The 26,610-nt window shown below is 42.2% G+C and carries 21 protein-coding genes and 1 pseudogene; 7 read left to right on the top strand and 15 right to left on the bottom strand.

Annotation, left to right across the window (positions count from 1 at the left end):
- Positions 1-76: 76 nt before the first annotated feature.
- Complete coding sequence (locus V7K55_RS18690; RefSeq protein ID WP_334833950.1) at positions 77-382, bottom strand: helix-turn-helix domain-containing protein; 306 nt, start codon at positions 380-382, stop codon at positions 77-79.
- A gap of 189 nt (positions 383-571) precedes the next feature.
- Here V7K55_RS18690 and V7K55_RS18695 point away from each other — a divergent pair, with 189 nt between their 5' ends.
- On the top strand, positions 572-1,078 hold the full coding sequence (locus V7K55_RS18695) for a DUF1993 domain-containing protein (protein WP_334833952.1): 507 nt from the start codon (positions 572-574) through the stop codon (positions 1,076-1,078).
- A 668-nt stretch (positions 1,079-1,746) separates the two neighbouring features.
- Here the strand turns inward: V7K55_RS18695 and V7K55_RS18700 are convergent.
- Positions 1,747-2,661, bottom strand: coding sequence for a DUF1338 domain-containing protein (locus V7K55_RS18700; protein ID WP_334833954.1), 915 nt, complete (start codon positions 2,659-2,661; stop codon positions 1,747-1,749).
- 192 nt (positions 2,662-2,853) lie between these two features.
- Positions 2,854-4,173 carry an acetyl ornithine aminotransferase family protein gene (locus tag V7K55_RS18705; RefSeq protein ID WP_334833956.1) on the bottom strand — a complete coding sequence of 440 codons (1,320 nt, stop codon included), beginning with the start codon at positions 4,171-4,173 and terminating at the stop codon, positions 2,854-2,856.
- A gap of 293 nt (positions 4,174-4,466) precedes the next feature.
- Here V7K55_RS18705 and V7K55_RS18710 point away from each other — a divergent pair, with 293 nt between their 5' ends.
- Positions 4,467-4,694, top strand: a complete 228-nt coding sequence (locus V7K55_RS18710; RefSeq protein ID WP_334833958.1) for a hypothetical protein — start codon at positions 4,467-4,469, stop codon at positions 4,692-4,694.
- Between the two features lie 408 nt (positions 4,695-5,102).
- A pseudogene (locus V7K55_RS18715) lies at positions 5,103-5,537 on the top strand (DUF4351 domain-containing protein); the annotation flags it as partial.
- Positions 5,538-5,989: 452 nt separating this feature from the next.
- On the opposite strand, the gene V7K55_RS18720 reads toward V7K55_RS18715, so the two are convergent.
- From V7K55_RS18720 to V7K55_RS18745, 6 genes are all read right to left on the bottom strand, one after another.
- Entirely contained in the window at positions 5,990-7,207 is a 1,218-nt protein-coding gene (locus V7K55_RS18720; protein WP_334833960.1) for a M20 family metallopeptidase, read from the bottom strand.
- A 94-nt stretch (positions 7,208-7,301) separates the two neighbouring features.
- Positions 7,302-8,204 (bottom strand): undecaprenyl-diphosphate phosphatase, encoded by a 903-nt coding sequence (locus tag V7K55_RS18725; protein WP_334833962.1) that lies wholly within the window; start codon positions 8,202-8,204, stop codon positions 7,302-7,304.
- 438 nt (positions 8,205-8,642) lie between these two features.
- A complete protein-coding gene (bioD, locus tag V7K55_RS18730; protein ID WP_334833964.1) occupies positions 8,643-9,323 on the bottom strand; it encodes a dethiobiotin synthase in 681 nt (226 codons plus the stop codon).
- A gap of 3 nt (positions 9,324-9,326) precedes the next feature.
- Positions 9,327-11,072, bottom strand: a complete 1,746-nt coding sequence (locus V7K55_RS18735) for a serine/threonine-protein kinase (protein ID WP_334833966.1) — start codon at positions 11,070-11,072, stop codon at positions 9,327-9,329.
- 196 nt (positions 11,073-11,268) lie between these two features.
- Positions 11,269-12,042: an SDR family oxidoreductase gene (locus V7K55_RS18740; RefSeq protein WP_334833968.1), complete on the bottom strand. Its 774-nt coding sequence runs from the start codon at positions 12,040-12,042 to the stop codon at positions 11,269-11,271.
- Between the two features lie 132 nt (positions 12,043-12,174).
- On the bottom strand, positions 12,175-13,011 hold the full coding sequence (locus V7K55_RS18745) for a nuclear transport factor 2 family protein (protein WP_334833970.1): 837 nt from the start codon (positions 13,009-13,011) through the stop codon (positions 12,175-12,177).
- An 84-nt stretch (positions 13,012-13,095) separates the two neighbouring features.
- On the opposite strand from V7K55_RS18745, the gene murG reads away from it, so the two are divergent.
- Positions 13,096-14,169: an undecaprenyldiphospho-muramoylpentapeptide beta-N-acetylglucosaminyltransferase gene (gene murG, locus V7K55_RS18750; RefSeq protein WP_334833972.1), complete on the top strand. Its 1,074-nt coding sequence runs from the start codon at positions 13,096-13,098 to the stop codon at positions 14,167-14,169.
- Between the two features lie 73 nt (positions 14,170-14,242).
- Positions 14,243-15,562 (top strand): hypothetical protein, encoded by a 1,320-nt coding sequence (locus V7K55_RS18755; RefSeq protein ID WP_334833974.1) that lies wholly within the window; start codon positions 14,243-14,245, stop codon positions 15,560-15,562.
- Between the two features lie 445 nt (positions 15,563-16,007).
- Here the strand turns inward: V7K55_RS18755 and dnaA are convergent, their stop codons facing one another.
- Positions 16,008-17,390 (bottom strand): chromosomal replication initiator protein DnaA, encoded by a 1,383-nt coding sequence (dnaA, locus tag V7K55_RS18760; RefSeq protein ID WP_094343675.1) that lies wholly within the window; start codon positions 17,388-17,390, stop codon positions 16,008-16,010.
- A gap of 164 nt (positions 17,391-17,554) precedes the next feature.
- On the opposite strand from dnaA, the gene V7K55_RS18765 reads away from it, so the two are divergent.
- On the top strand, positions 17,555-18,808 hold the full coding sequence (locus V7K55_RS18765) for an HhoA/HhoB/HtrA family serine endopeptidase (protein WP_334833976.1): 1,254 nt from the start codon (positions 17,555-17,557) through the stop codon (positions 18,806-18,808).
- 114 nt (positions 18,809-18,922) lie between these two features.
- Positions 18,923-19,453 carry a peptide deformylase gene (def, locus tag V7K55_RS18770; RefSeq protein WP_334833978.1) on the top strand — a complete coding sequence of 177 codons (531 nt, stop codon included), beginning with the start codon at positions 18,923-18,925 and terminating at the stop codon, positions 19,451-19,453.
- A gap of 268 nt (positions 19,454-19,721) precedes the next feature.
- Here def and V7K55_RS18775 read toward each other — a convergent pair whose 3' ends face one another.
- The 5 genes from V7K55_RS18775 to V7K55_RS18795 form a co-directional block, all read right to left on the bottom strand.
- Positions 19,722-22,313, bottom strand: a complete 2,592-nt coding sequence (locus V7K55_RS18775; RefSeq protein ID WP_334833988.1) for a chloride channel protein — start codon at positions 22,311-22,313, stop codon at positions 19,722-19,724.
- A gap of 341 nt (positions 22,314-22,654) precedes the next feature.
- Positions 22,655-23,095: a hypothetical protein gene (locus V7K55_RS18780; protein WP_334833980.1), complete on the bottom strand. Its 441-nt coding sequence runs from the start codon at positions 23,093-23,095 to the stop codon at positions 22,655-22,657.
- 93 nt (positions 23,096-23,188) lie between these two features.
- On the bottom strand, positions 23,189-24,046 hold the full coding sequence (locus tag V7K55_RS18785; protein WP_334833982.1) for a DUF72 domain-containing protein: 858 nt from the start codon (positions 24,044-24,046) through the stop codon (positions 23,189-23,191).
- Positions 24,047-24,197: 151 nt separating this feature from the next.
- The gene (locus tag V7K55_RS18790; RefSeq protein WP_334833984.1) at positions 24,198-24,851 is read right to left on the bottom strand and encodes a pentapeptide repeat-containing protein; all 654 of its coding nucleotides are present in this window, start codon (positions 24,849-24,851) and stop codon (positions 24,198-24,200) included.
- Positions 24,852-24,981: 130 nt separating this feature from the next.
- A complete protein-coding gene (locus tag V7K55_RS18795; protein WP_334833986.1) occupies positions 24,982-25,476 on the bottom strand; it encodes a hypothetical protein in 495 nt (164 codons plus the stop codon).
- Positions 25,477-26,610: the final 1,134 nt, after the last annotated feature.

Consider the following 26,610-nt stretch of genomic DNA (forward strand, 5'->3'; position numbering starts at 1 on the left):
GTCACTAGGAGTCCTCTTATGCTCAAGCAAGCAACTCCAAAACTATTTTTCTCACTGCTGCTACTGTACTAGTTAGTCACGCAAAGTGCTGTATCAAAAGCCTTTTGCTTTGAAAATAGCCCTCAAGATAACCGTAAAAATAGCTGATAAAATAGTTGATCTCTTGGCGAGAAAATTCTATTTCAATTTGAATTGCTGGCTGTTGGTATCCTCCACGTCGTTTCGCCTCAATTTGTCCATTTTGACGATAACGACGCAACAGATTTCGCACAAATGACAGACTGACCTTAAATCTTTCAGCCAACTGACGTTGAGAGCCTTCCTTTGCAACATCCTCTGTAATCACGCGACTACGCAAATCTCCTGAGTAAGATACTGGCATCGAATCTAACAACAACTCCCTTCCCCGTTTACCGCAGTTTGTGGTTCAATTACCTGAAAATTGCTGTAATTTGGTTTCTAGGACTAGATATATAGACAAACAAATCTTTTGACACCAGATCGTGGTCACTCACCCTAAGATTAGATGGGACAACTCAAAATCCTTTCAACTTTTTGTGGAGAAATCTCAATGACCATTTCAATGTACCAAGCTTCAATACCTGTATCTATTCGCACACTAAGTAATCTGGTAAATATTCTGCAAAAAGGTGCTACTTATGCGGAAACTAAAAAAATAGATCCTTCTGTGTTTATAAATAGTCGTCTATCCCCAGATATGTTTCCGTTATCAAAACAAGTGCAAATTGCCTCTGACATAGTAAATAGAGGTGCTGCACGATTAGCAGGTATAGAACCACCCCAATTTGAGGATAATGAAACTACATTCCCTCAACTTATTGACCGCATTCAAAAAACTATCTCTCATTTAAATACATTCAAACCTGAGCAAATTGATGGTTCAGAAGAGAGAACAGTGACATTGCAGATGCCTGACAAAACTCTCTCTTTTCAAGGAATGCCATATCTCTTCTATTTTGTTCTACCAAACCTTTATTTCCATGTCACAACAGCGTATGACATTCTCAGGCACTGTGGTGTAGAACTTGGTAAACAAGACTTTCTCGGTCAGCCCTAATAGAAGCAATATCTAACCAGTACTGAAGAACCATAAATATTTCGTTCTTAGGTTTAATAGGGTTCGGTCTTGCCCAGGAGTCAGAAACACCCAAAAACTACGCGCCCATATAATTGCTTTAGCTCGTCAAGATTTTGAAAAGTAAAATCATCTGACAATTCAATAATTAACTGGGAAACAACTTAAACCCACTAGCCAATCATATCATGTCCGGCAAATTACTTGTGATATGTCATTGCGAGTGCAACGAAGTGGAAGGAAGTGGAAGGAAGTGAAAGGAAGCAATCGCAAGGCTTTTGGGATTTATTCACTTAGTACCCTTCTCCTTCAATACTGCGTAGGTTTTGCCAAAAAAATAAAAATGTGTAAGTTGGGTTGAGGAACGAAACCCAACATTTGACGAGGTTTGTTGGGTTTCGCAAAGCCTCAACCCAACCTACGAATATTCAAAACCTACGCAGTCAGCTAATGAGCATTTACAGCAGTTTTTTATCAAACCCACCACAAAAATAAATCCTAAAATAAAGTCCAATATTGGTTTTAGTACTTTTAACTGTGGCACGTTTGATTAAAATTTGCTGTAAATGATTACAACACATCCTCCTTGAGTAGAAACGGCGATTTATCACATCTCTTGCCTTAACCGAAGCTGTGAAGCTTACTCTCGGCTATTTAGCTAGACGAGTCATTTCAAACAATTGCTGGGCATTACTTCCTAAAAAAGCATCGAAAAGTATCTGCTTTCCAGATTCAACTTCCACTAAGTAGCGCTGGGCAATTTCATAATAAGCATAAGTCCAAGGAATCTGAATTTCTTCGCCACTGTTATCATCTAATACTGTCACCATTTCTGTTACCGCTTGAGTTGCAGTTTGCCGCAAACCACAAGCAATATTTCCCTCTATCTCTGCTTTCATTGGTACACCAAAGTTAGCCAAACCACTAGCGGTAGTATCAATATCTGGATATTCTGGGGTGTTCTGTCTGTTGACGTAGCCTGTAAAGTGGTTGACAGCATATCCGTGCAGCAACACCCAAGCCCCGTACTGAGTAACCTGATTCACCTCTTCGACAACAGAATGCTGGGGAGGTTGCCAAGGACGGGTGAAGACTTGCTGAAGTTGTTTGGCAATGGTTTCAATCTTCGCGTCTTTTTTGAGAAGAGTAACGGGTGAGGTTAGTTGGTGTGGGATTGCAGATACTGTTTTAGAGATGAGTTGAGCAATATTAGCAGGCAATTCATCAACAATCAACTCGCTGATAAACAGTTTGGGTAAGTTAAATTCCTCTTGCTGCGGATGGCGATAATGACGGGCGTACAAATGGGTTTTAGCAAAAGTATATTCTCCAGCCGCCACGTAACCTAAAGCTTCTGCAAGTTGTGCGAGATGGTCAATTCCTAAGTTAACTTGACCCTGTGGACTATCTACTAATAAACGTAAAGACCGAAAGGCGATGTGGTCGTTTGCGACAGTTCCACCCGCAGCAGTAATCATTTGCTGGTAGGTACGGGCATGATTTACTCTGGTGCTGTATTCTTGCCAAAGTAAATTCCATAAATTTAAGGCAATTTCAGATTTCATAAGTATTGGGAATTGGGCATTGGGCATTGGGCATTGGGAATTGGGAATTGGGCATTGGGCATTGGGCATTGGGCATTGGGCATTGGGAATTGCTTAATAACCAATACTTTTCTTCCCCTGCTTCCCCTGCCCCTCTGCCCCTCTGCCCCCTTGCTTCTTACCCAGTCCCCAGTCCCCAATCCCCGTTATCTTTTAAGAATTTAAAATGTCGCTAATAATTTGAAGGGCGATTTGAATTTGGTCGCTGTCGATAACTAAAGGGGGACAGAAACGAATTGCGGCTTTACCGCAACCTAGTAATAATAAACCGCGTAAAAATGCTTCTTGGATAATGCGATCGCGCAATTCACGATCTAGATTACCTTGTTCATCCAATAAATCCACCGCAACCATCAAACCTTTACCTCGTGGCAACGATACTCTCGGAAATCTTTGGTGCAACTCACTAAGGCTAGCTTGTAAAAATTCTCCCATCTGGGTAGCGTTTGCCATCAAACTACTTTCTAACAATTGCAGTGTGGCAATACCGGCAGCACAAGCAACAGGATTTCCGCCAAATGTGGTAGCGTGAGAACCAGGAGGCCAAGTCATTAACTCTGGTCTTGCAAGTATCGCTCCTAATGGTAAACCACTGGCGATACCTTTAGCAGTAGTAATAATATCAGGCATCACTCCCCAATGCTCGATCGCAAATAAGCGACCAGTCCGCCCCATTCCCGCTTGCACTTCATCCACTACCATCAGAATACCGTGGCGATCGCAAATTTCCCGAATCCGTTTTAAGAAACCATCCTCTGGTACGATATATCCACCCTCTCCTTGAATCGGTTCGACTACGATCGCGGCTACTTCTTGCGGTGGTAAAATTGTCGTAAATAACTCTTGTTCCAGATAATCTAAGCTGGCGTGAGTGCCGTAGGGAATATGAGTTACCCCAGGAACTAAAGGGCCAAAATTTGCTCGTTGCACCGCTTTGGAACCTGTCAGAGACATTGCGCCATAGGTGCGTCCGTGAAATGCGCCTAAGAATGCCACAATTAGCGATCGCTTGGTGTAATATCTAGCTAGTTTAATCGCTCCTTCGTTTGACTCTGCCCCGGAATTGGTGAAAAATACTTTTGCGGGGAATGCACTGTTACTCTGTGGTTGAGGAAAAGGGGCGCGAATCGCTAATTGTTCGGCTAATTCCACCATCGGTTCATAATAAAAATCCGTCCCTGACATGTGCAGTAGACGCGCCGATTGTTCTTGAATTGCTTTGACGACTTCCGGGTGGGCGTGTCCGGTGGCGGTAACGGCTATACCTGCGGTCATATCTAAAAATACATTGCCATCCACATCTTCTACCATACAGCCTTGACCGCGAGATACAACTAAGGGGTAATCGCGGGTGTAAGAAGGGGAAGTTACGGCGCGATCGCGTTGTACAATTGCTTGAGCGCGAGGCCCAGGTAAGGAAGTTATTAAATTGGGTGTACGAGGTAAATTTAAGTTAATAGGTATACTTAACATTATTTTTTCAATTTTTTAAAGATTACTGATGATTAAACGCTAAAGCTTGATTGGTTACAGTAGCATTTGATGCCATTGTTGGAGAAATTACGCATTTACCGAAAAAGCTTCATAGTAAAGACTTTGCCCGTTTTTATAACACAACTTTTGCGATCGCGTCATATTACATTTTTTGAAGCATAACAGCTTCACTATTAGATGTCAGAGTAAAAGCTAGAACATTTGTTGAGAGAAGCTAGCTGTATTACATCCACAGGAAAATTGCTGTATGCGTAGAAGACTGGTTAAAAGAATTGGGTTTAAAAACAGCAGGTATTTCTCTTCCTAAACTTCCTTGGACACAACCCTTGTGGGCGTGGATATTAGAGATTATGGGTGTATTAGCATTATTCGCAGCTTTGATATCAGGAATTAAAGATGGCACAGATTTATTAAAAGATTGGTTCCCAGACAAATCAGCACCTACCAATCCCCCAACACAACAAACGCTATCATCTTCCGCTAAACCACAAAATAGGTAATAGGCTAGACTTACGCAAAAGTTAGTTTTATAGTTGCATTAGTAGCTTTTGCGACTCCAATAGTTAGTTTTCAAGTCGCATTAGTAGCTTTTGCGACTCCAATAGTTAGTTTTATAGTTGCATTAGTAGCTTTTGCGACTCCAATAGTTAGTTTTCAAGTCACATTAGTAGCTTTTGCGACTCCAAAAGCTAGTTTTCAAGTCACATTAGCTGCTTTTGCGACTCCAAAAGCTAGTTTTCAAGTCACATTAGCTGCTTTTGCGACTCCAACAGTTAGTTCAGCAGTAGCCAGAAGACCTCAATCTTCCTCTCTGCACCTCTGCGTGAGCTTATTCAGCAACGCTAACCACGATAACTTACAAAAAGCGTGTCACAATCAACATTAGCCATTAATAAATCTGGGCGTAATTATTTCTAGATAATCCTGCATTATTACCGTTAGCACCTTTAACACAGACAGATTCACCCCAAGGGTTATTATCCCAAGTTGCCCAGAGTGTTGCTACAATTTCGGATAGGGAAACAAGGCAGAATATCGCAGCTTACACAGAAATATTAGCAGGTTTGCGATTTGAAAAGGATTTTATTCGTCAGTTACTAAGCGAGGATCTTATGCAGGAGTCAGTGATTTATCAGGATATTTTGCAGAAGGGCGAACAAAAAGAAGCGGTTAGATTCTGTATATCTTTACTCAATGAACGCTTTGGTGAAATAGATTCATCAATTATTGAGAGAGTTCAAGTTTTAAACAAGGAAAAGCTAGAAGCATTAGGAAGGGCACTTTTGAGAATTTCATCTATAGATGATTTATTTATTTGGTTAGATGGGCAGGAAAGTAATTAATTTCACGTATCGAACAACTATAAAGTGAAAAAGCCAGAGGTCAAAACTCCGGCTTTTTATATAGTTATACCAATTTGAAAAAAGAATGCAACAAATAGACCATTTGTAGAGACGCGATTCATCGCGTCTTTTACTTTTACCCAAGGATGTGTTGCAATCATCAATTGAAATGGTATTTTTATTCATATAGCGTTTCCTAATCAGATGAAGTACATCATAGCCCCCTCATCGCTTGCGGGGAGGGGGTTGGGGGTGGGGTTCCTGTACCTCACTCAACTGAGAACCGCTATAAAAATTCAAGTAAATTTAACTTGATTAACAACCAATACAGTTCAGCTAAAGGTTATTAGTGTAGATAATTGGTCTTTAGAGACGCGATAAATCGCCGTCTCTACAAGTGTTTTGGGCTTATCTAAATTGTATTGAATTAAAAACAGCTAATTTACACCCACTCAACTAAAAAATTTCTCCACGCATCTAACAAATATTTCCACACCCATCCCCAATGCCGTTTCGTCAAAATCAAACCGGGGATGATGATGAGGATATGCCAAATCTTTCTCTGGATTCGCAGAACCTAAAAAGAAATAGCAACCAGGAACCTCTTGCAAGAAAAATGACATATCCTCAGCAGCCATAGTTTGGCATTCTGGCACAATTCCCAACGGGGTTTCTACCACTTCTTCTGCTACAGTTCGCACTAACTCCGCTATCTTAATATCATTAATTACTGGTGGATAAAGCGACCAGTATTCTAAGTCATAACTAGCACCATGACTTTGACAAATTCCAGCAATAATCTGCTCGACACGCTGATTGAAAAAGCCTTTCAAACTAGGATTAAAATATCTAACAGTAGCACTCATTCTCGCTGTATCAGCAATCACATTTCGCTTGGTTCCAGCATGAAGTTCGCCTACCGTTACCACAGCCGAATCAATGGGATTCACATTCCGAGCGACAATGGTTTGCAAGGCATTTACAACTTGGGCAGCAACTACTACAGAGTCAACAGTTTGATGGGGTAGTGCGCCGTGTCCACCTTTGCCCAAAATTGTGCAATTAAAGCACTCCACAGCAGCCATCAACGCCCCAGCCCGCACACCCACTGTTCCCAAGGGCAAATTATTCCACAAGTGCAAACCAATAATTGCGTCAACATCAGGATTTTTCAGAACCCCAGCTTCAATCATCGGCTTTGCACCACCGGGTGATTCTTCTGCTGGCTGAAAGATAATTTTTACCGTACCAGAAAAGTCTTGACGATGCTGCTGGAGATAGTAAGCTGTACCTAATGCGATCGCAGTATGTCCATCATGTCCACAAGCGTGCATCACTCCGTCATGCTGCGATTTGTACGGCACTTCGTTAAGTTCTTGGATTGGCAAAGCATCCATATCTGCCCGAATCGCTAAAACTTTCTCTGCACCTAGTTTGTTACCCTTAATGGTGGCAACAATGCCAGTGTGGGCAATACCAGTTTGATGCTCAATTCCCCACTCTTGCAGCTTTTGTGATACAAACTCAGCCGTCAGTTTTTCTTGAAAACCCAACTCTGGTTGTTGATGCAATCGCCGCCGCCACTCTACTAATTGCGGTTGCAATGAGCAGATTTCCAGTCGGATGCGAGATAGATCGACAGAAGAGGGATTGGGAAAGGTAGAAACCATTATGAAGACAAGCTAGTTTAAGTACAGCTAACTTAGTTTATCGTAGCTAATGGTGAAGAATCATCATCAGAATCTTCTTAACCAGTTACCAAAATCAATTCTGCAACCAACCAGCCATCACAGCAACTATCAAAAATACACCCATCGCCAAGCGGTAGAAAACAAAAATCAAGGTACTGTGTTTTTCCAGGTAGCGCAGGAGTCCCCAAATTGCGGCAAAAGCGGAAATGCTGGCGGAGATTAAGCCTACCAACAAAGTCAACCAACCAGCTGTACTCAACCCTGCTTTTGTAAGAGTATGGAGTTCTACAGCACCTGCCAAAATCACGGCTGGTAAACCCAACAAAAAAGAAAATCGGGCTGATGTCTCCCGTTCCATGCCCAAAAATAACCCAGCAGTGAGGGTAGAACCTGAGCGAGAAACACCAGGAATCAGGGCAAAAGCTTGAGCAACCCCTACCCAAATGCCATCCCAGAGGTTGAGGTTGTCGAAAGTGCGATCGCGTCCTCCACGTTTTTCGGCGATCGCTAGCAATGCTGACATAATAATTGAAGCCGCACCAATAACTACTAACCCCCGCATTGGCGAGTTACAAGCGTTAAGAATTGGTTTGAGTAGCACGCCAGCCACAGCAATGGGCAAGGTTCCAATCAATAAGCCCAACATCAGTTGCAAAGAACTAGATTGATAGTCTTGTCCGCTAATTGCTCTAACTGTCTCTCCGGTTAATTTTTTTAAGTCTTGCCAAAAATAAACTAAAACAGCAGTCAAGCTAGCTAACTGCATTGCTGCTGAAAAAGCAGAACCCGGATCTTTCAGTCCCAGTAGAGTTGGTACTATCCGTAAATGAGCAGTACTGCTAATTGGTAGTAGTTCTGTAATTCCCTGAACGATGCCTAAAATAATTACGTCAATCCAGCTAAGGTCAGCAAAGTCTAGATTCACTTCACTACCATTGCCACAGACGGCACTTGCCACCACAAAAGAAAGCATCATATCAGGCGTAAATAATTTACTTTTAATCAAACACCGATAAAGTAACTTATGTTAGTGACGCTTCTGTGACTAAGATATGGCACTTGGATGACATCTAAATAAATACAAAATATTGTGTGTTCGCGCAACGTGCCGTTAGGCAACAAATATTATTTGGTTATTTTAAAAATGTCTTTAATTAGTCATATTTCGCACAGACTAAACTTGCTAATGAAGTGTTGTTTTAGTCACAAAAATTAAATAAGGCAGGTAAATCCTGCCTTGTGTGTCACGAAAAGTTAGGTTAATTTCATCTTTTCTTAGCATTGCATGTTTTATTGACAAAGCTATTACCAAGTTATGTCAAAATTGTGACTGCACCAGTTGTAAAAAGTGATTGGACATTCGCTACTTTTTTTCTAATAATTAATGACCAATGACCAATGACCAATGACCAATTCAAAACGTCAATATTTCCCAATCTAAATCTGATGCTATTTGAGCAAGTTTATCTAAATCAGTCAGGTTATCTAAATAGGGTAAGCAGCCTAAGACTGGCGTGTTAGTAAGTGATTGAATCAATTGGGGTGGTGTCCAGTCGGCTATTTCTGCATCTGTTCGGGGTTGTATACAGTTCAAAACAATGCCTTTGAGATTAACGCGCGATTGCCTAGCTAATGCGACATTCGCCACTGCTTGAGCGATCGCACCCAATCTAACTGGCACTACCAATAGCGTTGGTAAACGCCATTCTGCCGCTAAATCGGCTACCGTCAACTCGTCAGTGACTGGCGAACCTAACCCTCCCAAGGCTTCTACAAGCACAAAATCACGCTGCGATCGCAATTTAGATAAAGCTTGCCACACAAGAGCTAAATCGACTCGGCGATTTTCTCGGGCGGCGGCGATGGGAGGGGCTAAAGGGGCTTCAAAATACAACGGTGTAATTTCTTCTGAGGATTGTTCTAGCGCAAATAGCTTTTGATACCACTCGCGATCGCCAATCCCCGATTGAATCGGTTTCATGATTCCCCAGCTACGTTGTGGGTAATATTTTTGCCAATAGGCTGCTAACGCTGTTGTTAAAACAGTTTTACCAGCTTCTGTATCAGTTCCAGTAATCAGTAGTGTGTCTAACATTAATTAATTTCTTTGGCCAGAAAATGGTTGTGTTCCATCAGCCGGCGGCAAGGTTTGTGTTTGACCAGTGGTCGGTGTTGGAATCGGTGTCTCTGTAGGAATTGGGAGCGGTGTTTCTGTAGGAATTGGAATCGGTGTTTCTGTAGGAATTGGGAGCGGTGTTTCTGTAGGAATTGGGAGCGGTGTCTCTGTAGGAATTGGAATCGGTGTTTCTGTAGGAATTGGAATCGGTGTTTCTGTGGGAATTGGTTGAACTAGTTTTTCTAATGCAACATTCAGGTTGTAATTGCTTTCGGCAACTCCTGAAAGTAGTGTTAACTCAATAATATATCTACCAGTAACCAGTAATTTGCCTTGATACGCCGTTATTTGCTGAGTATTAGGATCAATTGGTTGTTGATTGGGACTTAAGACTGTTAACAAAACGCTGCTTCCTGGCTCAAGAAATGCAGTTAACTTGTCACCTTCCTGCCCCAAAAAAGTGTACCGGATGATTTGATTTATTTTGAGAGTATCTTTAACTGTGGCTGTATTATTAGCTGCTCCCAGGTTGAGCCGCCTAATAGATACAACAGGTTGCTCTTTGGTGGGTGTGGGAGTAGATGTGGATGTAGTACCACCAGGAATAACTGGTGAAGGAAAATTTTGAGGAAGCGTCTGAGTTGGTGATGGTTTTGGCTGACTGCGAATAGAACTGACCAACGCCCAAGAACCAAATCCGGCAACAATCACTACAGCAGCGCCAATGGCTGCGATCGCTAAGGGGTTATCCAAAACAGAACTAGTGAGACTTGGTGGAATCACTGGATCGGGTTGTTTCTTCGGCGAAGCTGCTGGTGGTACTGAGTCAGGACGGCGACCAACAGCCATTGTCTGCAAGTTAGATACCTGAAGAGGAGGAAGATTGACTTGCCCTAAAGGTTGTAGTGCTTGAGATACACTAGCAGCACTCTGATAGCGATCGCTCGGTATATGATTCAACATTCGATTCAAAACCTGGGCAAATCGCGGATTAACTGTTACCCATCGCTGCCAATTCCAAGTTAGTTGATTTTCGTCAAATAACTCCTTTGGTTCTTTACCAGTCAGCAAAACAATCGCACTTACCGCTAAGGCATACAAGTCACTACTAGGATAAGCTCCCCCTGTTTGCATTTGTTCGCTAGGAGAGTAGCCTAATTTTCCCACAGTAGTTTCGGGCATTGCACTCTCTGGCGATCGCAACCGCGTTGCTAGTTCTTTTACCACCCCAAAGTCAATTAACACAGGTTTAGCATCACTATCTCGCAAAATAATATTTTCTGGCGAGATATCCCGGTGAATAATTCCTCGGCTGTGAATATGCTCTAAAACTGGCAATAACAACTGGATCAGTTGCAATACTTCCGGCTCTGTGAAAGTTCGACCAACAGCTAGCCGTTCATCCAGTAAAGTTCGGTATGTCTGGCCTGCAACGTAATCCTCCACCAAAAACAAGCGCTGGTCTTGCTCAAATCTTTCCCGGAATTTAGGCACTTGTGGATGTTCTATTTGATACAAGATGGCAGCTTCTCGATGAAAAAGCTCTTGCGCCTTCTCTAAAGCCAAAGCCTCCGTTGCTGTTGAAATCAATTCCTTGATCGCGCAAAGTTCGTTAAAGCGCCTCTGGTCTTCTGCCAGATAGGTTCTACCAAATCCTCCTTGTCCGAGAATTTGAATTATGCGGTAACGGTTTTGCAAGACAGTGCCAACTTTAATGGGTGGTTGCATGATCGATTGATTGAGTGTAGTAGCAACTGCGGAGGAAGTGACCCCCAGTTAGGAGTATAAGCAAAGTCATGCTTTAAGTCCCGTTATGTAATTCTGAGAACACATGAACAATTCTAAGTTCCGATTACTGTACATGGATAGCGGGGCGTTTAGCCAGTACTGAGTTGATACCCCTTCCCCCTGCCCCCTGCCTCCTTCAAGTTCGCCGATTAACTAGGGTAGCGCTAGCTTGGTCAACAGGCATCAGCACAACTTCATTAATATTGACATGGGGCGATCGCGTCACGCAGAAAAATATCACATCAGCCACATCATCTGCTGTCAGGGGTGTAACTCCTTGGTAGACCTTTTTGGCGCGTTCAGCATCTCCGTGAAAGCGCACCTCGCTAAATTCCGTTTCTACCATCCCAGGATCAACGGAAGTTACACGTACCTGCGTCCCTAACAGGTCTTGTTTTAAACCTTCAGAAATTGCTCTGACAGCCGCTTTGGTAGCACAATAGACATTACCACCAGGATAGGTTTGATGTCCGGCAATGGAACCTAAATTTACTACATGACCGCGATCGCGATTTACCATTCCCGGAATGACATAACGCGAAAGGTAAAGTAAACCCTTAACGTTAGTATCAATCATGTCTTCCCAGTCTTGAAATTTACCTTCGTGTAACTTGTCTAAACCACGACTTAAACCAGCATTGTTGATGAGAATATCGATGTCAGACCAGGCAGACGGTAGAGTAGAAATAGCAGATTCTACAGCACTGCGATCGCGCACATCTAGATGTAATAAATGAATTTCAGTATTAAATTCTTTACTGAGACTATCTCTTAGCTGCTGCAAACGTTCCAGCCGTCGTGCCGCTAAAATCAGTTTTGCCCCCGCACCAGCGAAGATTTTCGCACAAGCAGCACCAATACCACTACTTGCACCAGCGATCAAAATAATTTGATTTTGTAGGGAAGTCATTAGGATAGCTAGGAGTGAGGAGTTGATAGTTATAAATTATGAATTAGGAACGTGGATTAAATAAAGTGTAAAAGTAGGGTGTGTTAGCAAAGAGTGTAGAGACGCGATTAATCGCGTCTCTACTCCTAACTACTACTTCACCACTTGTAGGCGCTGAGTTACCATAGTCATCCCATTACCCCGCAGGATGACAGCAGAAACCCATTGGCTACCAGGGGTAGATGGTGCTTGTGCCGTTTTAAATAGTCCGCCAGATGTCAGTAATTGCAAATCTACAGGTGTGGGGTTGAGAAACTTATCTGGTTGGATAGATTCTTCTAGCGCCGTTCCTAGTAGAAAATCATCACCAAGTGGCTCTTGAACGATCGCATCAAAGTTATACTTCTGACCAACTCGTACTTGCTCTGGTAATTTAATATCAATTTGGGGTGGCTTACTGCCAGAGGTAAGTAGGGTGCGTTCTGTCAAAACATCTTGGCGGACGATTTTGCCGCCTTCAATGCGCTGACGCGATTTAATGGTGGCATTGAGAGACAATTTATTACCGTTACTGGAGGGTAAGCCAGTTATCTTCGTTTCTGTTTCAGCAATAATCCCATTGCCTTCAGATTTTGAAGATAGCAGTTTGGTACTGTATTGCAATTTGGGATATCGTTGCCAAAGTGAAGTCAAAGACTTTTCCAGAGTTTGGAAGTTTAATCCATCCCCATGAGTGAAGGAAGGGCTGTAAAATTGCAACACCCCTTTGACATCGCCCCGACTGGCAGCTGCATCAACTTGTGTCAACAGATTTTTTAGATCGGCTGGTGCATTTTGAACTGTACCAGCTTGGGCTAATTGCTGTGGTATCGTCGCTTGAGTGCGTTGCCAACCACTTGTTAAACCAAGGGCGATCGGGAACAAAACCAACCAAATACTGGCTGAAAATCTGAGTTGACGTTTCACTAAGGCTGTAATAATTTTAGTCATTGAGAAGAGTTTACTGATTTGATGAGAGAAAGTCAGGAAATTGTTTTATCTTAGTTAAGCTAGACGCTAAACGGTAGAGGTTTGATGGCAAACGCACCGATACGATTATTAATAGCTGCCAGTGGGACTGGTGGACATTTGTTTCCAGCGATCGCACTGGCACAAAAACTTCCAGATTATCAAATTGAATGGCTGGGAGTACCCAATCGGCTAGAAACTCAACTTGTCCCTAAAGAGTATCCCTTGAATACTATTGCAGTTGAAGGGTTTCAGCAAGGGTTTGGACTCGCCTCGATTCGCATCTTTGGCAAACTCGCCCTTTCGATTCTAGAAGTCAGACGAATTCTCAAGCAGGGAAATTTTCAAGGGGTATTTACCACCGGGGGTTACATTGCGGGGCCAGCCGTGATTGCGGCGCGTTCCCTCGGTTTACCCGTGGTTTTCCACGAATCTAACGCCTTACCCGGTAAAGTAACTCGCTTTTTCGGCCCTTGGTGTAGTGCGGTAGCCTTGGGATTTGAAGTTGCTGCTAAGTATTTACCCCGTGCCAAAAATGTCTGTGTTGGTACTCCCGTAAGAGCGCAATTTCTGGATGGGGCAATTAATGCACCCCTAGATTTAGCTATTCCTGATGGTGTGCCTTTAATTGTCGTCTTTGGTGGCAGCCAGGGCGCAGTTGCCGTTAATAAATTGGTGCGCGAATCTGCAAAAGCTTGGTTTGATGCTGGTGCTTATGTAGTCCACTTAACTGGCGATCGCGATCCAGAAGCAGATACTCTCAAACACCCACAGTACATAGCCTTACCTTTTTACAACAATATGGCGGCGTTGTTACAACGAGCAACTCTTGCCATTAGTCGTTCTGGTGCAGGTAGCTTGACAGAATTGGCAGTGTGTGGAACACCAGCGATTTTGATTCCTTACCCCTTTGCCGCAGAAGACCATCAATCTTACAATGCAGACGTATTTACTTCATCTGGTGCGGCCTTAACGTTGAAGCAATCAGAGTTGACGGCCCAAGAATTGCAAAGTAATGTGTTGAATTTGTTGCAGTCACCGCAAGAGTTAGCAAAGATGAGGAAAAACGCTTATGCGATCGCAGTTCCCGATAGTGCCGAAAAATTAGCGCAATTAGTGCGTGAGGTGGTAGAAACTTAAAAAATTCAAAATTCAAAATTCAAAATTCAAAATTGAAGATAGTAAGAGACAATAGGAATTTATTCTCTAGGTTATGAATATCTTATTTAACCAAAAATTCCGCCTCACAGTAGGTTGTGCTGCCTTATTACTTGTCAGTTTAGCCAGTAGCTATCTATATACTCAGCCAAAAACTAAACAGCTAGCCCAACAAAATCAGTCCTTGACTCAGCCCGACAAATTTGCCCCACTTCAATCACAGATTTCCCTCACCTCAAAGTTTCAAAATTATTTTGTAGCTCAAAAAATATCTTCTGATGAAATTATTGGGAAGCAAAACGCTATTTTATCTCGGCAAGATTTGATATCAGCTTCTGCACCCTATTCAGTTGTCGATGAATTCAAAAAATATAAATTTAGCATTAATGGCAGCCAGGTTGTTACCCCAAGCAAACTACCAAGTAGTAAGGTTAACTTCGAGCAAGAAGATTTATTAACTGTTCTCGTTAATACTAGAAAATATTTTCAAGACCACTCCTCAGAAGATCCAGATATTCTCCGTACAGGAATGCTTGCAACTCAAGGTGTAACTGTGCCAGATGTTCTCAATACTTTGAATTTCATGATTGCTGTCTTAAAGGAGGATATTGCTAATAATCGAGCTACTCGGTTACAAGATCCTAACTTTATCAATACCAATTTTCGAGTTATTAAATGGTCTGCTTACAACCCAAAGAATAAACAGCAAAAACAATTACGAATTACCAAATATGCTGTTTTCACTCATCCCGGTTCACGCAAGAAAACCTCTACTTTTAATATACCAATTTATAGCTTAAAAGAAAACGCCAATAACGATAAATTCTACACTAAGTATACAAAGCAAGATGTTTTGTCAGGTATTTATGAACCAGGTGGTAGAGAATTTGGGAAAGTTACCACTCTTGCTTATCTAACTAGAAATGGCTTAGAAGAAGCAATTATGGAAGGGACAATCCTGATTAATTTTACAGATGGTTATAAGGCATTTTTTAATGTAGACAGAAATAATGGAATGGCTTATATTCGCGGATTGAAGGCAACAGCACAAAAGCGTTATTGGTATTTTAGAGAAGTTGATGCTATTAAAGGCTATGGATATAAAATAGATGCAAAAATTTCTATCAAACCCGGAGTCACTTTTGCTGGAGATGTTTTGAATATCGGTTTAGGTAAAGTGGTTGTAATTGAGCATACTAAAGGTGGTCGCAAATATCTGCGAATGGGAGTCATTGCTGATACAGGAGGAGCCTTTTTACCCAATCTTTATCAACTTGATTTTTTGGCAGGTATATTTAAGAATAAACAAGAATTTGGACAAAATATCGCGCAATTGCCGGAGTATGCTAGAGCATATTTTTTAATCAAGAAGTAATGTAGTATTTGGATAGAAAATTGAAGAAGAATTTAGGTGTCATATAGCAATCCTAAATGAGTCGTGAAATTCTCTGATTCCCCTCTCTGATTCCTCTCTCTGCGTTCTCTGCGCCTCTGCGGTTCGTTTATTTTTACAAATGATTGAGGACTGCTATATAATGTCCGCTAAATTATCCACAAAAAAAGAACCCCACCCCCGACCTTTACCCTGTGGAAAACTTGTGGAAAAACTTATGTAGTTTTCCACAGGGTAATTATACTTAATTAAGTTTTATCAGCAAAATATCAAGTTTTTCCTAGATTTATCCACAAAAAGTCAGATTTTTCCCCACTTTAAGTTAAATTTAATCAATTTTTAGACCTTACTTAATATTTCCGACTAATTATTTAGCCGTCAACCCTAGCGATCGCAGTGCAGGTTGTGGAAAACTGAAAATACATCTTCAGGATGGTTTTTGAGAACGGCTAGTGAGATTGATGCGATCGCTCAGTTGGCGGAGAGTTTGTGCTAAAGTGCGATCGCTCTGATGGAGTTGAGTAATTTTATCGCAACTATAGATTACCGTAGTATGGTCTTTACCACCAAACTCTTCCCCAATTCTCGGCAAACTCAGAGACGTATGTTGGCGCATGAGATACATTCCTAATTGACGCGCCCAGCTAATCTCTCTTCGTCGGGAGTTACTTTTGAGGTCATCTATTGAAACATCAAAGTTATCCGCCACAACCTTTAAAATTGCTTCTGGGGTAGCTGCCATTTTTTCGTTAGGCGGTTCTAAAACTGGTGTGATATTTTCCACCGTCATCGGTAAACCCCAAATAGAAATATAAGCCACCGCCCGAATTAAAGCTCCTTCTAATTCTCGAATATTAGAAGTATAGTTAGAAGCAATATACTCAATCACATCGCGGGGAAGACGAATATTTTCATCTTCGGCTTTTTTTTGCAAAATTGCCATCCTCGTTTCTAAATCTGGCTTTTGGATATCTGCAATTAACCCCATAGAAAACCGAGAACAAAGACGTTCTTGTAAACTAGGAATCTGGTTAGGAGGGCGATCGGAAGCAATCACAACTTGCTTACCAGCTTCATGTAAAGTATTAAAAGTATAGAAAAACTCTTCTTGGGTATATTCCTTTCCTTCTAGAAACTGAATATCATCAACTAACAAAAGATCGGCGGCTCGATAATGTTCTCGAAAACTTTGCATACTATCCTTACGAATGGCTGTAATTAAATCATTAGTAAACTGCTCCGTAGAAACATAAAATATTTTACAATCAGGCGAAATTTCCCAGCGATAATGTCCAATAGCCTGCATGAGATGAGTTTTACCTAAACCCACGCCCCCGCATAAAAATAAAGGATTAAACTCTTTACCAGGAGATTCTGCAACTGCCAAAGAAGCAGCATGAGCCATCCGATTATTGGCACCAACTACAAAGCGCGAAAAGACATATTTAGAGTTTAATTCAGTAGTTTTCTGATTGCGATGAGAAACAGCTTTAGGAATACTGCTAGAATTTTGCGATTCCCAAGAAATCTCTCGTTCACTAAAATGAGAAACCTCATCACCTTGAGCCACAGTAATGTAAATTCCTACGGGATGACCGAGAATATCTTGGACTACATGAGCAATGGTATTGATGTAATACTTCTGTAACCAATTACGAGCAAATGGGTTAGGAGTGCGGATTACCAAGCAATTATTTTCTAATCGCTCTGCACTAGCGGTTTTGATCCAAGTTTCAAAGGTGGGTCGAGATAGTTCAAGCTGTAGGCGCTCTAGTACCTGACTCCACAGACTTTCTATGGGAATTTCCATTATCCACCACCTTTGCTGCTAATCGTCACAATAGAAGATAAAGCATCAATTTAGCATTGACACACGCTAGACCTAGAATAAGCTTTTAAGTTGTAATCATTTTGGGACATACCCAGTAGGCAAGATCCTAACATCCACTGACTGACACGGAGAAGCAACGACACATGAAGACAACAAACCATGATTTAGCACCCAAAAAGATCGATCCCAGGGGTTTACCCCAGAGGTTCTGGATGCTCTTATATGGCGTAGCAGTGGTGTTCTTGGGAAGCTGCTCTCTTGTACCAGCTAAGACCTTTGAGACTCGACAAAGCGACACTCAAGCCCCAAAAACAATAGAACCCAATCAACCCAATCCGGGAATTGTCCCCCCGCCGATTTTATCGTCGTCATCTGAAGACCCTAATTTCGTGGTAAAAGTCGTCCAACAAGTAGGGACTGCGGTAGTTCGCATTGATTCTTCCCGAACAATCACTTCTCGCGTACCAGACGAATTTAACGATCCATTTTTCCGGCGATTTTTTGGAGACGCAACGCCACAGCCTAGACAACGAGTAGAGCGGGGTAGCGGCTCTGGATTTATCATTAATTCTTCTGGTCAAATTGTGACCAATTCCCATGTGGTAGATGGTGCTGATAGAGTGACTGTCACCCTCAAAGATGGCCGGACTTTTGATGGGAAAGTACTGGGTGAAGATCCGGTAACTGATGTGGCTGCAATTAAAATTGATGCCAATAATCTGCCAACCCTATCTGTAGGTAACTCTGATGCTTTGCAGCCAGGAGAAGCGGTAATAGCCATTGGCAACCCGTTAGGCTTGAATAATACCGTTACCTCTGGAATTATTAGTGCTACAGGGCGTTCTAGTAGCGATATCGGTGCTAGTGATAAGCGGGTTGATTACATCCAAACGGATGCTGCGATTAACCCTGGTAATTCTGGTGGGCCATTGCTTAATATTCGCGGACAAGTAATAGCAATGAACACAGCTATTATCCGGGGCGCTCAAGGTTTGGGATTTGCTATCCCCATTAACACCGTCCAAAAAATCGCCCAGCAATTAATTGCTACAGGTAAGGTAGATCATCCTTATTTGGGTGTGCAGATGGTGACATTGACACCAGAAATTAAAGAAAAAATAAAAAATGGAGCAGGCGATCGCTTAAATATTACAGCAGATGAAGGCGTTTTGCTCGTTGATATTGTGCCGCGATCGCCTGCTTCTGTTGCTGGACTACGAGTCGGTGATGTGATTAAAAGCATTAATAGCCAGCCTGTTACTAAAATTGAAGAAGTGCAAAAGCTAGTAGAAAATAGCAAAATCGGTACTAAGTTACCAATCCAGGTGGAACGCAATGGGCAAATTGTCCAACTAGGAATCCAACCTGCTGCTTTACCAGCGAGACGTGAAGGATAAAGTTGGTCATTTGTCATTGGTCATTTGTCATTTGTCATTTTAAAAGCAACTGACATACTTACTCTACTCCCCATTTTTCATTCTCAATTCCCCATTTACTAAAGGAGTTCCTCAATGAATGAATTAGCGCCAATTATTCAATTAGGCAATCCAACATTGCGCCAAAAAGCTGCTTGGGTTGAGAATATTCAAGATGAGCATATCCAAAAATTAATTGAAGACTTAATCGCCACTGTTACCAAGGCTAACGGCGTAGGAATTGCTGCGCCTCAAGTAGCACAATCCTATCGTTTATTTATTGTGGCTTCCCATCCTAATGACAGGTATCCCAACGCGCCGGAAATGGAACCTACTGCTATGATCAATCCCAAAATCATTGCTCATTCTAGCGAACTTGTCAAAGATTGGGAAGGTTGTTTAAGTGTTCCAGGAATTAGGGGGTTAGTTCCTCGCTATAAATCTATTGAAGTGGAATACACTGACTATCAAGGCAATTTACAAAGGCAAGAATTAACCGATTTTATCGCTCGGATTTTTCAACACGAGTCCGATCATCTTGAGGGTATCGTATTTGTAGATCGGATAGAAAACACTCTCGATATGATTACTGAGCAAGAATATCAACAACGAATAGTTAACAAATAGATGGGAGTGGACAAGAGACGCGATTAATCGCGTCTCTAAGAAGATGTTTGAAAAGTCCTATTGTAGGTATTAAAACGTTCTAGATCCCCCTAAATCTCCCTTAAAATTTTCGTTCCATTGTTACTAATGACATCAGTGGTGCTTCTGGTCACGGTAATCCAAGCTTTTTGGACTATTCTCACCTTTTTTCTTGCACCTGAATATATTTCTCCGGTCTGATATCCAGATAGCGCCTCCTTTTTCAATTTTTTCAGCAAGCCCTAAGTAACTAAGTTTTGACCATAATCACTGTGCAATTACTCTTGCGAGAAATATTCTCTGCAATATTTCCTTGAATCGCTTGTTGCAATAGACTTTCACGGCTAGCTCCTAGAACAATCACATCACTGTTGTCAAGTTCTGCGCACTTAAGTACAGCCTCAGAAACAGAATTGGCCTGGACTGGAGTAGCCACCACCTTACCTTTAACTCGGCGTTGGAGAAAGTGGACAGATTTTTCCAATAATGTTGTGTCAGGAATGGAGCCAGTAGGGTGGAAAACCTGACAGAGCTTGATTTGGGGCGAGGTACTTAAAGAAGCAAGAGCAGGTAATAGCTTAATTGCTTGACTGGAGTTAGGGCCACCTGCAATTGGCAGCAACCAACGATCAAAAGCTCTTTTCTCATGGAATTTAGCCAAGACAACATCACAACCTGCCTGTCGAATTATGGTATCCACCACTCGGCTGAAAACTCTACCAGGAGTTGATGTACTGCCTTTCCATCCCATCAAGACCAAATCAATGTGTCGCTCTTTCACACTCTCCAAAACTGCCCCAGCGACATTATGGGTAACTCGGATCTGGGTGTGAACGGGAATCCGCCACTTCTCTCCTAACAGTATTGCTCTTTGTAAAAGCTCAAGGCTTTTGGTAATTTGTACTGGTGTTTCAGATGGAATCCGGTTAGATGGAACAATAATCACTTGGAGACATTCTATTTCGTAATTGCGATCTTTGGCGATCGCAACTGCCATTTTTAGTAAAGTCTCGGCTGTCTGGGGATGGGAAAGTGGTACTAGTAACCTTCCTTTGCCTGTAGCTGGAGCGCGAGTTTGGTAAATCACATAAGAAGGTGCTGATTTCGATTCTATCTGTTGGGTATTACCACTTAACTTCTCTGCTTCTACACGGATAATATCACTGCGAGTAATAATTCCGATTAACTTCCGACCTTCTGTAACAGGTAAGCAGCTTAGGTGATAACGATTGAGTATATGCAGTACATGGGCTAGTGTAGCTGTGGGACTTACTGTCACCGGCTCTGGTGTCATAATCTCACTGATAGTTGTATCCCCACCTAACTGTTGTGAGGCAAGACTAACTAAATCTTTCTGAGTGATAATACCAACAACTTTGCCATTTTCTAAAATTGGGAAGTTGCGATGGTGAGAATCAGAAAATGCCTGCACTGCTTCATCAGTGCTCATCTGGCTAGATAGGGTTTCAACACGTCGCTGCATCACATCTGCGGCACTTATTTGTGCTAGAAACCCTTCTGTGCCTGGCTCTTTTGTAATGTGAATCCCTTTCCATTCTAGTAGAAGATCGTAGAGCGATCGCGGGTCAATTTTTTCTGCTACTAAATAGGCAACCACAGACGCAATCATTAGCGGTAGCACCAGATTGAAATCAGTTGTCATCTCAAACACAATGACGACTGCTGTAATTGGTACTTTAGAGACGGCGCTAAAAAAAGCAGCCATGCCGACATGAGCATAGACTGTTGCAGCACTCATTCCCAGTAAACTGTATTCGACAGCGCCCACCAAGTATCCAAGGGCAGCACCCAACACTAAGGTAGGAACTAGTAAACCCCCTGGCGCTCCTGAGCCGTAGGTTACAATAATTAGGGTAAATTGGACTAAAAGAGCGATCGCTGCAAATGGCCAATTAGCACTACCCGCAAGCAAAATTTCTCTCAGCCCAGCATGATCGCGAAAGGCAGCAGGTAATAAAGCGATCGCAATACCACTGACTAACCCAGCGATTCCAATTCGCCAGGGTAAACTCACATTTAGTACGCGGCGGTTAATTGCCAGACTCGCAAGAATACCTTTATTAAATAGAATGCCTAGAAGTCCCGCCAGTACTCCCAAAATCAAGTAAAAAGGGATTTCCTGAGCGAAGAAAGTTGTATCGGGAAGACCTAAATTTAGATGATTCAGATCCAGGTTGTGGCTACCATAGAGCCGAGAGATGACTGAAGCGATGAAAGAAGCCAAAATCGCAGTACCAAGGGTGATACCTGACACATCTTGGAGTAATTCTTCCACTACAAAAAGTACACCTGCGATCGGTGCATTAAAAGCCGCAGCTAACCCAGCCCCGGCTCCGGCGGCGATCAGTTGGCGACGATGCTCTGGTGAAGTCGGCACCCAATTACTAAGTTGATTTGCCAAAGCTGCCCCAATTTGGACAGTTGGCCCCTCTCGTCCCAAAGGCATTCCAGAACCCAGCACTAATGTAGCGCTGACTAGCTTGACTAAAGCAATCCGCAGATTTAACGGCATTGGCACACGAGCCAATACTGCTTTCACTTCCGACATCCCACTACCCGATGCTTCCGGGGCAAAGCGTTCCACTAGCCAACCAGCTAAAATTCCCCCTACCAGTCCAATGCCTGGTAGCACCAAATAAGCAGGCCACCGATAAGAAAGATGCACTCGCAATGCCCCTGCCCAGTCTACTGCCTGTCCTAACAGAACTGCCGCTAGCCCAGAAACTAAACCAATCAGGCAAGCTTCAAAGAAAGCCAAGCGTCTGGGTTGAAGCAGTTGACGGGAAAGCCTCAACCACAGAATTTTTCCCTTGGCTAACATATTTTTAGCAATCACTTGTCATAAATGAAGGTATATAAATGTCTGAAATGTCTTACCGTTCACCCTATTCATAGCTTTTCGTAAAAAAATGAAATCAGAATGAAATTTTTCTATATCTAAAGATAGATATATTACATTGGTTAAGCTCGAATTTATCCAAAATTAAGAACTTAATTCTCTTGATATGACAAAAACTTTTTCCACGTCACTGATTCTCGGTAAAATCTAAAAAGTAAAACTACCGTCCCCAAAGGTTTCAGTGTCAGCTTGAGCGTTGCCAAAAAATGGATAAAGTCGAGCTAAGGTATTGCCTAAATTTGGAGTAGGCACTCCTAACTCCTTCAATTAGCTCTTTGTCGCACCTGTCGCCCATCAAGCCCTTGTTTAATCCAACTCAGACATTCATATTCAGATTTAAATAATTTTGGAGCCGCAATATTATTTAATAACTCTGGTGGATAATGGTCATAAAAACATTTGTCTCTTTCTTGGAAGATAACAATCAAATGGTTTCGGTAAATGTAGCGAGACTTAAAACTATCCCCTTGATGAACCAACTCAGAATTTTGCTCAATATGTTCTTTAGCAATATCAACGATGTTACTAACGCCACTCCCATAGATTTTTGCTGGGTTTTCTGATTTATGAAATTGGTTTTTATGCCCAATTTCAGATAGCAATTTATACGAATAAATCTGGTAGTTATCAGCTTGCCCAAAAATAAATGGAATAATTAGATATCCTTTATACGAGACTGAACTTTCATAAAGAAGACGATTCATCTCAACCTCCTTTGGTATAACTGTTCTCAAAAAATAAAAAATTATAACTTTCATTCTGTGGGACTACTCCCTTTAATCCTTGTGCCCTGCCTTTCAAGACCATAAACTTAGCTGATTGGGAGGATGCTCAAGATTATTCCAAGGTAGGGGTGGAACTGGTATATTACTCTGTTCTAATAGCTGTTGGAAGTGACGCGCTATGTTAGGCGATCGCGCTTCTATTGGACAATGAACAAAGAAATAAACTCGCACTCCCGTCTGTAACCATTGCTGAATCTGCCTTAGCCACTCTTCCATAAAGGGCTGATTCACTGATAAATTTGGATGGGAAATAAATCGAATCAGAGTAAAAGGTGCTGTCACACTTAATTGCAACGGTAATTTTGGTTTCCGCCGTTCCGATTGCAACTGGGGGTCATCATCTCCAGTATAAATGGGACGTGAGTCTAACAATACCCGTCCTACACCTAGCTTTTCTAAAAGCGCCGTCAAATTACTAGCATGGGGTTCCCTGAACCAGTCAGGATGACGAACTTCCACCGCTAGAGGTGCGTCTGTACGCGGCCAAGCTTCCAGAAAGTTAGTCAAATCTTCAAGCAATCTAGGTGCATAACTCGGTGGTAACTGGGCAAAGATCGGGCCAAGATGCTTTCCTAAAGGGCGCATCCCCTCCAGAAATTTTAAAGCCGCCGGAATATAAGGTTGCAGCAACCCTTGATGAGTAATATCTCGCGGTAATTTCAAGCAAAATTCAAAACCTGCTGGGGTTTTGGCAGCCCAACGAGTTACAGTTTCTTGGTTAGGCACTGCATAAAAGGTGGTGTTACCTTCTACAGTGGTGAAACGACGACTGTAAAGATGGAGAAAATCGGTAGTGCGAGTACCTTGGGGATAGAGTTCGCCCACCCAACCTTTATATGCCCAAACAGCACAACCAATAAAAAAGTTCACAGTGCCTAAAGTCTTGATGTATCATATTCAATTTTACAGGTAGGTTGTAGGAATGGATGGATGAGGCTAGTTGTAATCACTTTCGCCCTTAAACTAAAAAACTGGGTAGCACATCTGTGCTACCTTACTCGATGTCGTAGCGCAACCTTAGTTATTGAAAAATTGAACCATCAGGCATAATTGCCCCTGCTAAATTAGTACCAACTAGTTTAACCAAAAGGCGCTCACCAGAGCGAATTCGCGCTCCCGTCAAATCGGCTCCTCGCAAGTCGGCTCCACTGAGATCCGCTCCAATCAAATTAGCCGCGCGTAAATTCGCCTCCCGAAGATCCGCTAAAAGGAGGTTTGCTCGAAATAAGTTTGCTTCAGATAAATTCGCTCCTCTAAGGTTGACTTTGTGCATAAAAGTGTCGCTGAGATTAGCACCACTCAAATTGGCATAACTCAGATTTCTGCCAGATAAGTCTTTGTTGCTCAAATTTGCCCGACTGTAGTCTTTGCCACTCAAATCTGAGTTTTGCTTTGGTGGTGGCTGGATTGTTTGAGATGGTGGTTGCTGTTGAGGTGGAGGTGAAGGTGAATTAGATGTGGTTTGATGTTTGGTTTTTAGAGAACGCAACTTTTCACGAGCTTCATTTATGGCTTTCAGCTTGTCTTGTGCTTTCTGCTGTAAACGGAGATTGTCTTTGGGAATGCGATCGGGATGCCAAACAAAAACTAAATCTTTGTAAGCCTGGTTCACTTCCTCAAGTGTTGCTCCAGGCTCTAATTCCAAAATTCTATAGTACCGCTCCAGATCGCTCATACGATATTTTGGTGGACAATCAACTTAATTATCAGTGATGGAGCTATTTATTCGCTGCATCATTATGTCATCGATCGTGGGGGATTGGGCATTGGGTATTTCTTTGCTGCTACTCTACCTTCCTACTTTCTCATCTTCCCATCTCCCCATTTCTCCATCGAGCGATCGCTCTCAAATATGCTGCAACTGGAATCTGATAAATTTCAGTCACAATCCAAACAACAATTGATAAATGTGATAGGAAAGTTAATATAGTCCAAATATAGGGCATCCAGGTAATGGGTTCTTTGAGATTAGCAGGAAAATAGTAAGCTACTATGCCAATTAGAGTAGTGGGAAGAATTACAAAAACTGTTGCTGCTAATCCATAACCCCAACCTAATTCCACCCCTTCTAACTGGCCTTCTGTCCAACTAAACCCATTCCAACGCCAAGTTAAGGGTGGTTGCCTAGATGGCATCTTGATTTGCTGTATTTCTAAGTTGACTGTAAAAATCTCTTGACAAAAGTCACAAGCCATAGATTCCATCAACGGCATGTGAGAAATCTTACCTATCCGACAGACTGGGCAGGGGTAAACTCCATAATAGTCGAAAGATTGGGCTAAGATTTTGGAACTGGGCATAATGAAACTGATGATCCTAAAAAGTTGATCTGGCTAATGAGGAATTGGGTAAGAATAATGTGTAGCCATTGTCAATTGTCTGCAATCAGCTTTCGCAAGTTGAGGTGACAAGTCAGGAAAATTACAGCAGTTTTTTCCATGAAGTACAAAGTTACAGGTTTGGAGGCAGGCAGATCGCTTTTAGCATCTCCCCTTGGGAGAAGATAGAAACTCTTTATATATATCTGGTTTTGAGTCCTGCATTTTGTATCTCACTTAAAAAGTAAACTGCTATATATATATTTTTAGGAGTTACGCATTCGCAAGAATTACCAAATATAGATGACTTGAAGAACCACATCTGTTGTAGGGCAATTCATGTAGATGCAAGAGGGCTTAAGGCAAAGTGTTGCCCATAGGTGGTTTTCACTCCTACAGTTGTACTGAGTCTATCGCTTTTTTATGGTTTGTTGGGGGTCTTGACACCACCTAATCTTCCTGTTAATGTTACCTTAAGTAAGCATGTTTATTAAGTTTTCCAGCAAAAGCCGCACAAATGCTTGACACAAATTCCTACTTTGATTTTTGGTATAGGGTGGTTCACCGGGAGTGAACTGAGTTTCCTGATGGAAACCGCCCGGTAAACCGTAGAACTAACTCTGCGGTTTTTGTTGTTTTAAGGAGAATTTCATCGTCATGACTTATTTAAATAGCTGGTTTTATGGCTTTGACTTTTGGCCCAGAGTAAGTTCCGGGTAAGTAGCGTCATGTCGATGAATCAGAATGCGCCCTGAACTTCTCAAAGGTTCCGGGCTTTTTTGTTGCTGGGGACTGGGGACTGGAAAACAACTCTTACCTTAATACCCAATACCCAATCCCTAACTTTTCAGGAGAATGAAATCATGATAAATGCTAAACTTGCAACACAACCCTAAATATACGAATAAAAGTGGGTATGCAGATTAAATTTGAAGATTGATTGCATTAGGGACTTCCAAATAAAAAAATACCCAAAAACTGGTGAAAAAACTCTCTTCTCCTCATTTCTCTGTGTTGCGCTAGGTGCTACAAACTCCTCCACCCCCGCAACGCACTGGCTTCTCTGTGCGGCAGTCGCTCATGGGGGAAACCCCCAAGACCGCGCTGCCTTGTCTC

The sequence above is a fragment of the Nostoc sp. genome (assembly GCF_036919895.1).
GTDB lineage: Bacteria > Cyanobacteriota > Cyanobacteriia > Cyanobacteriales > Nostocaceae > Nostoc.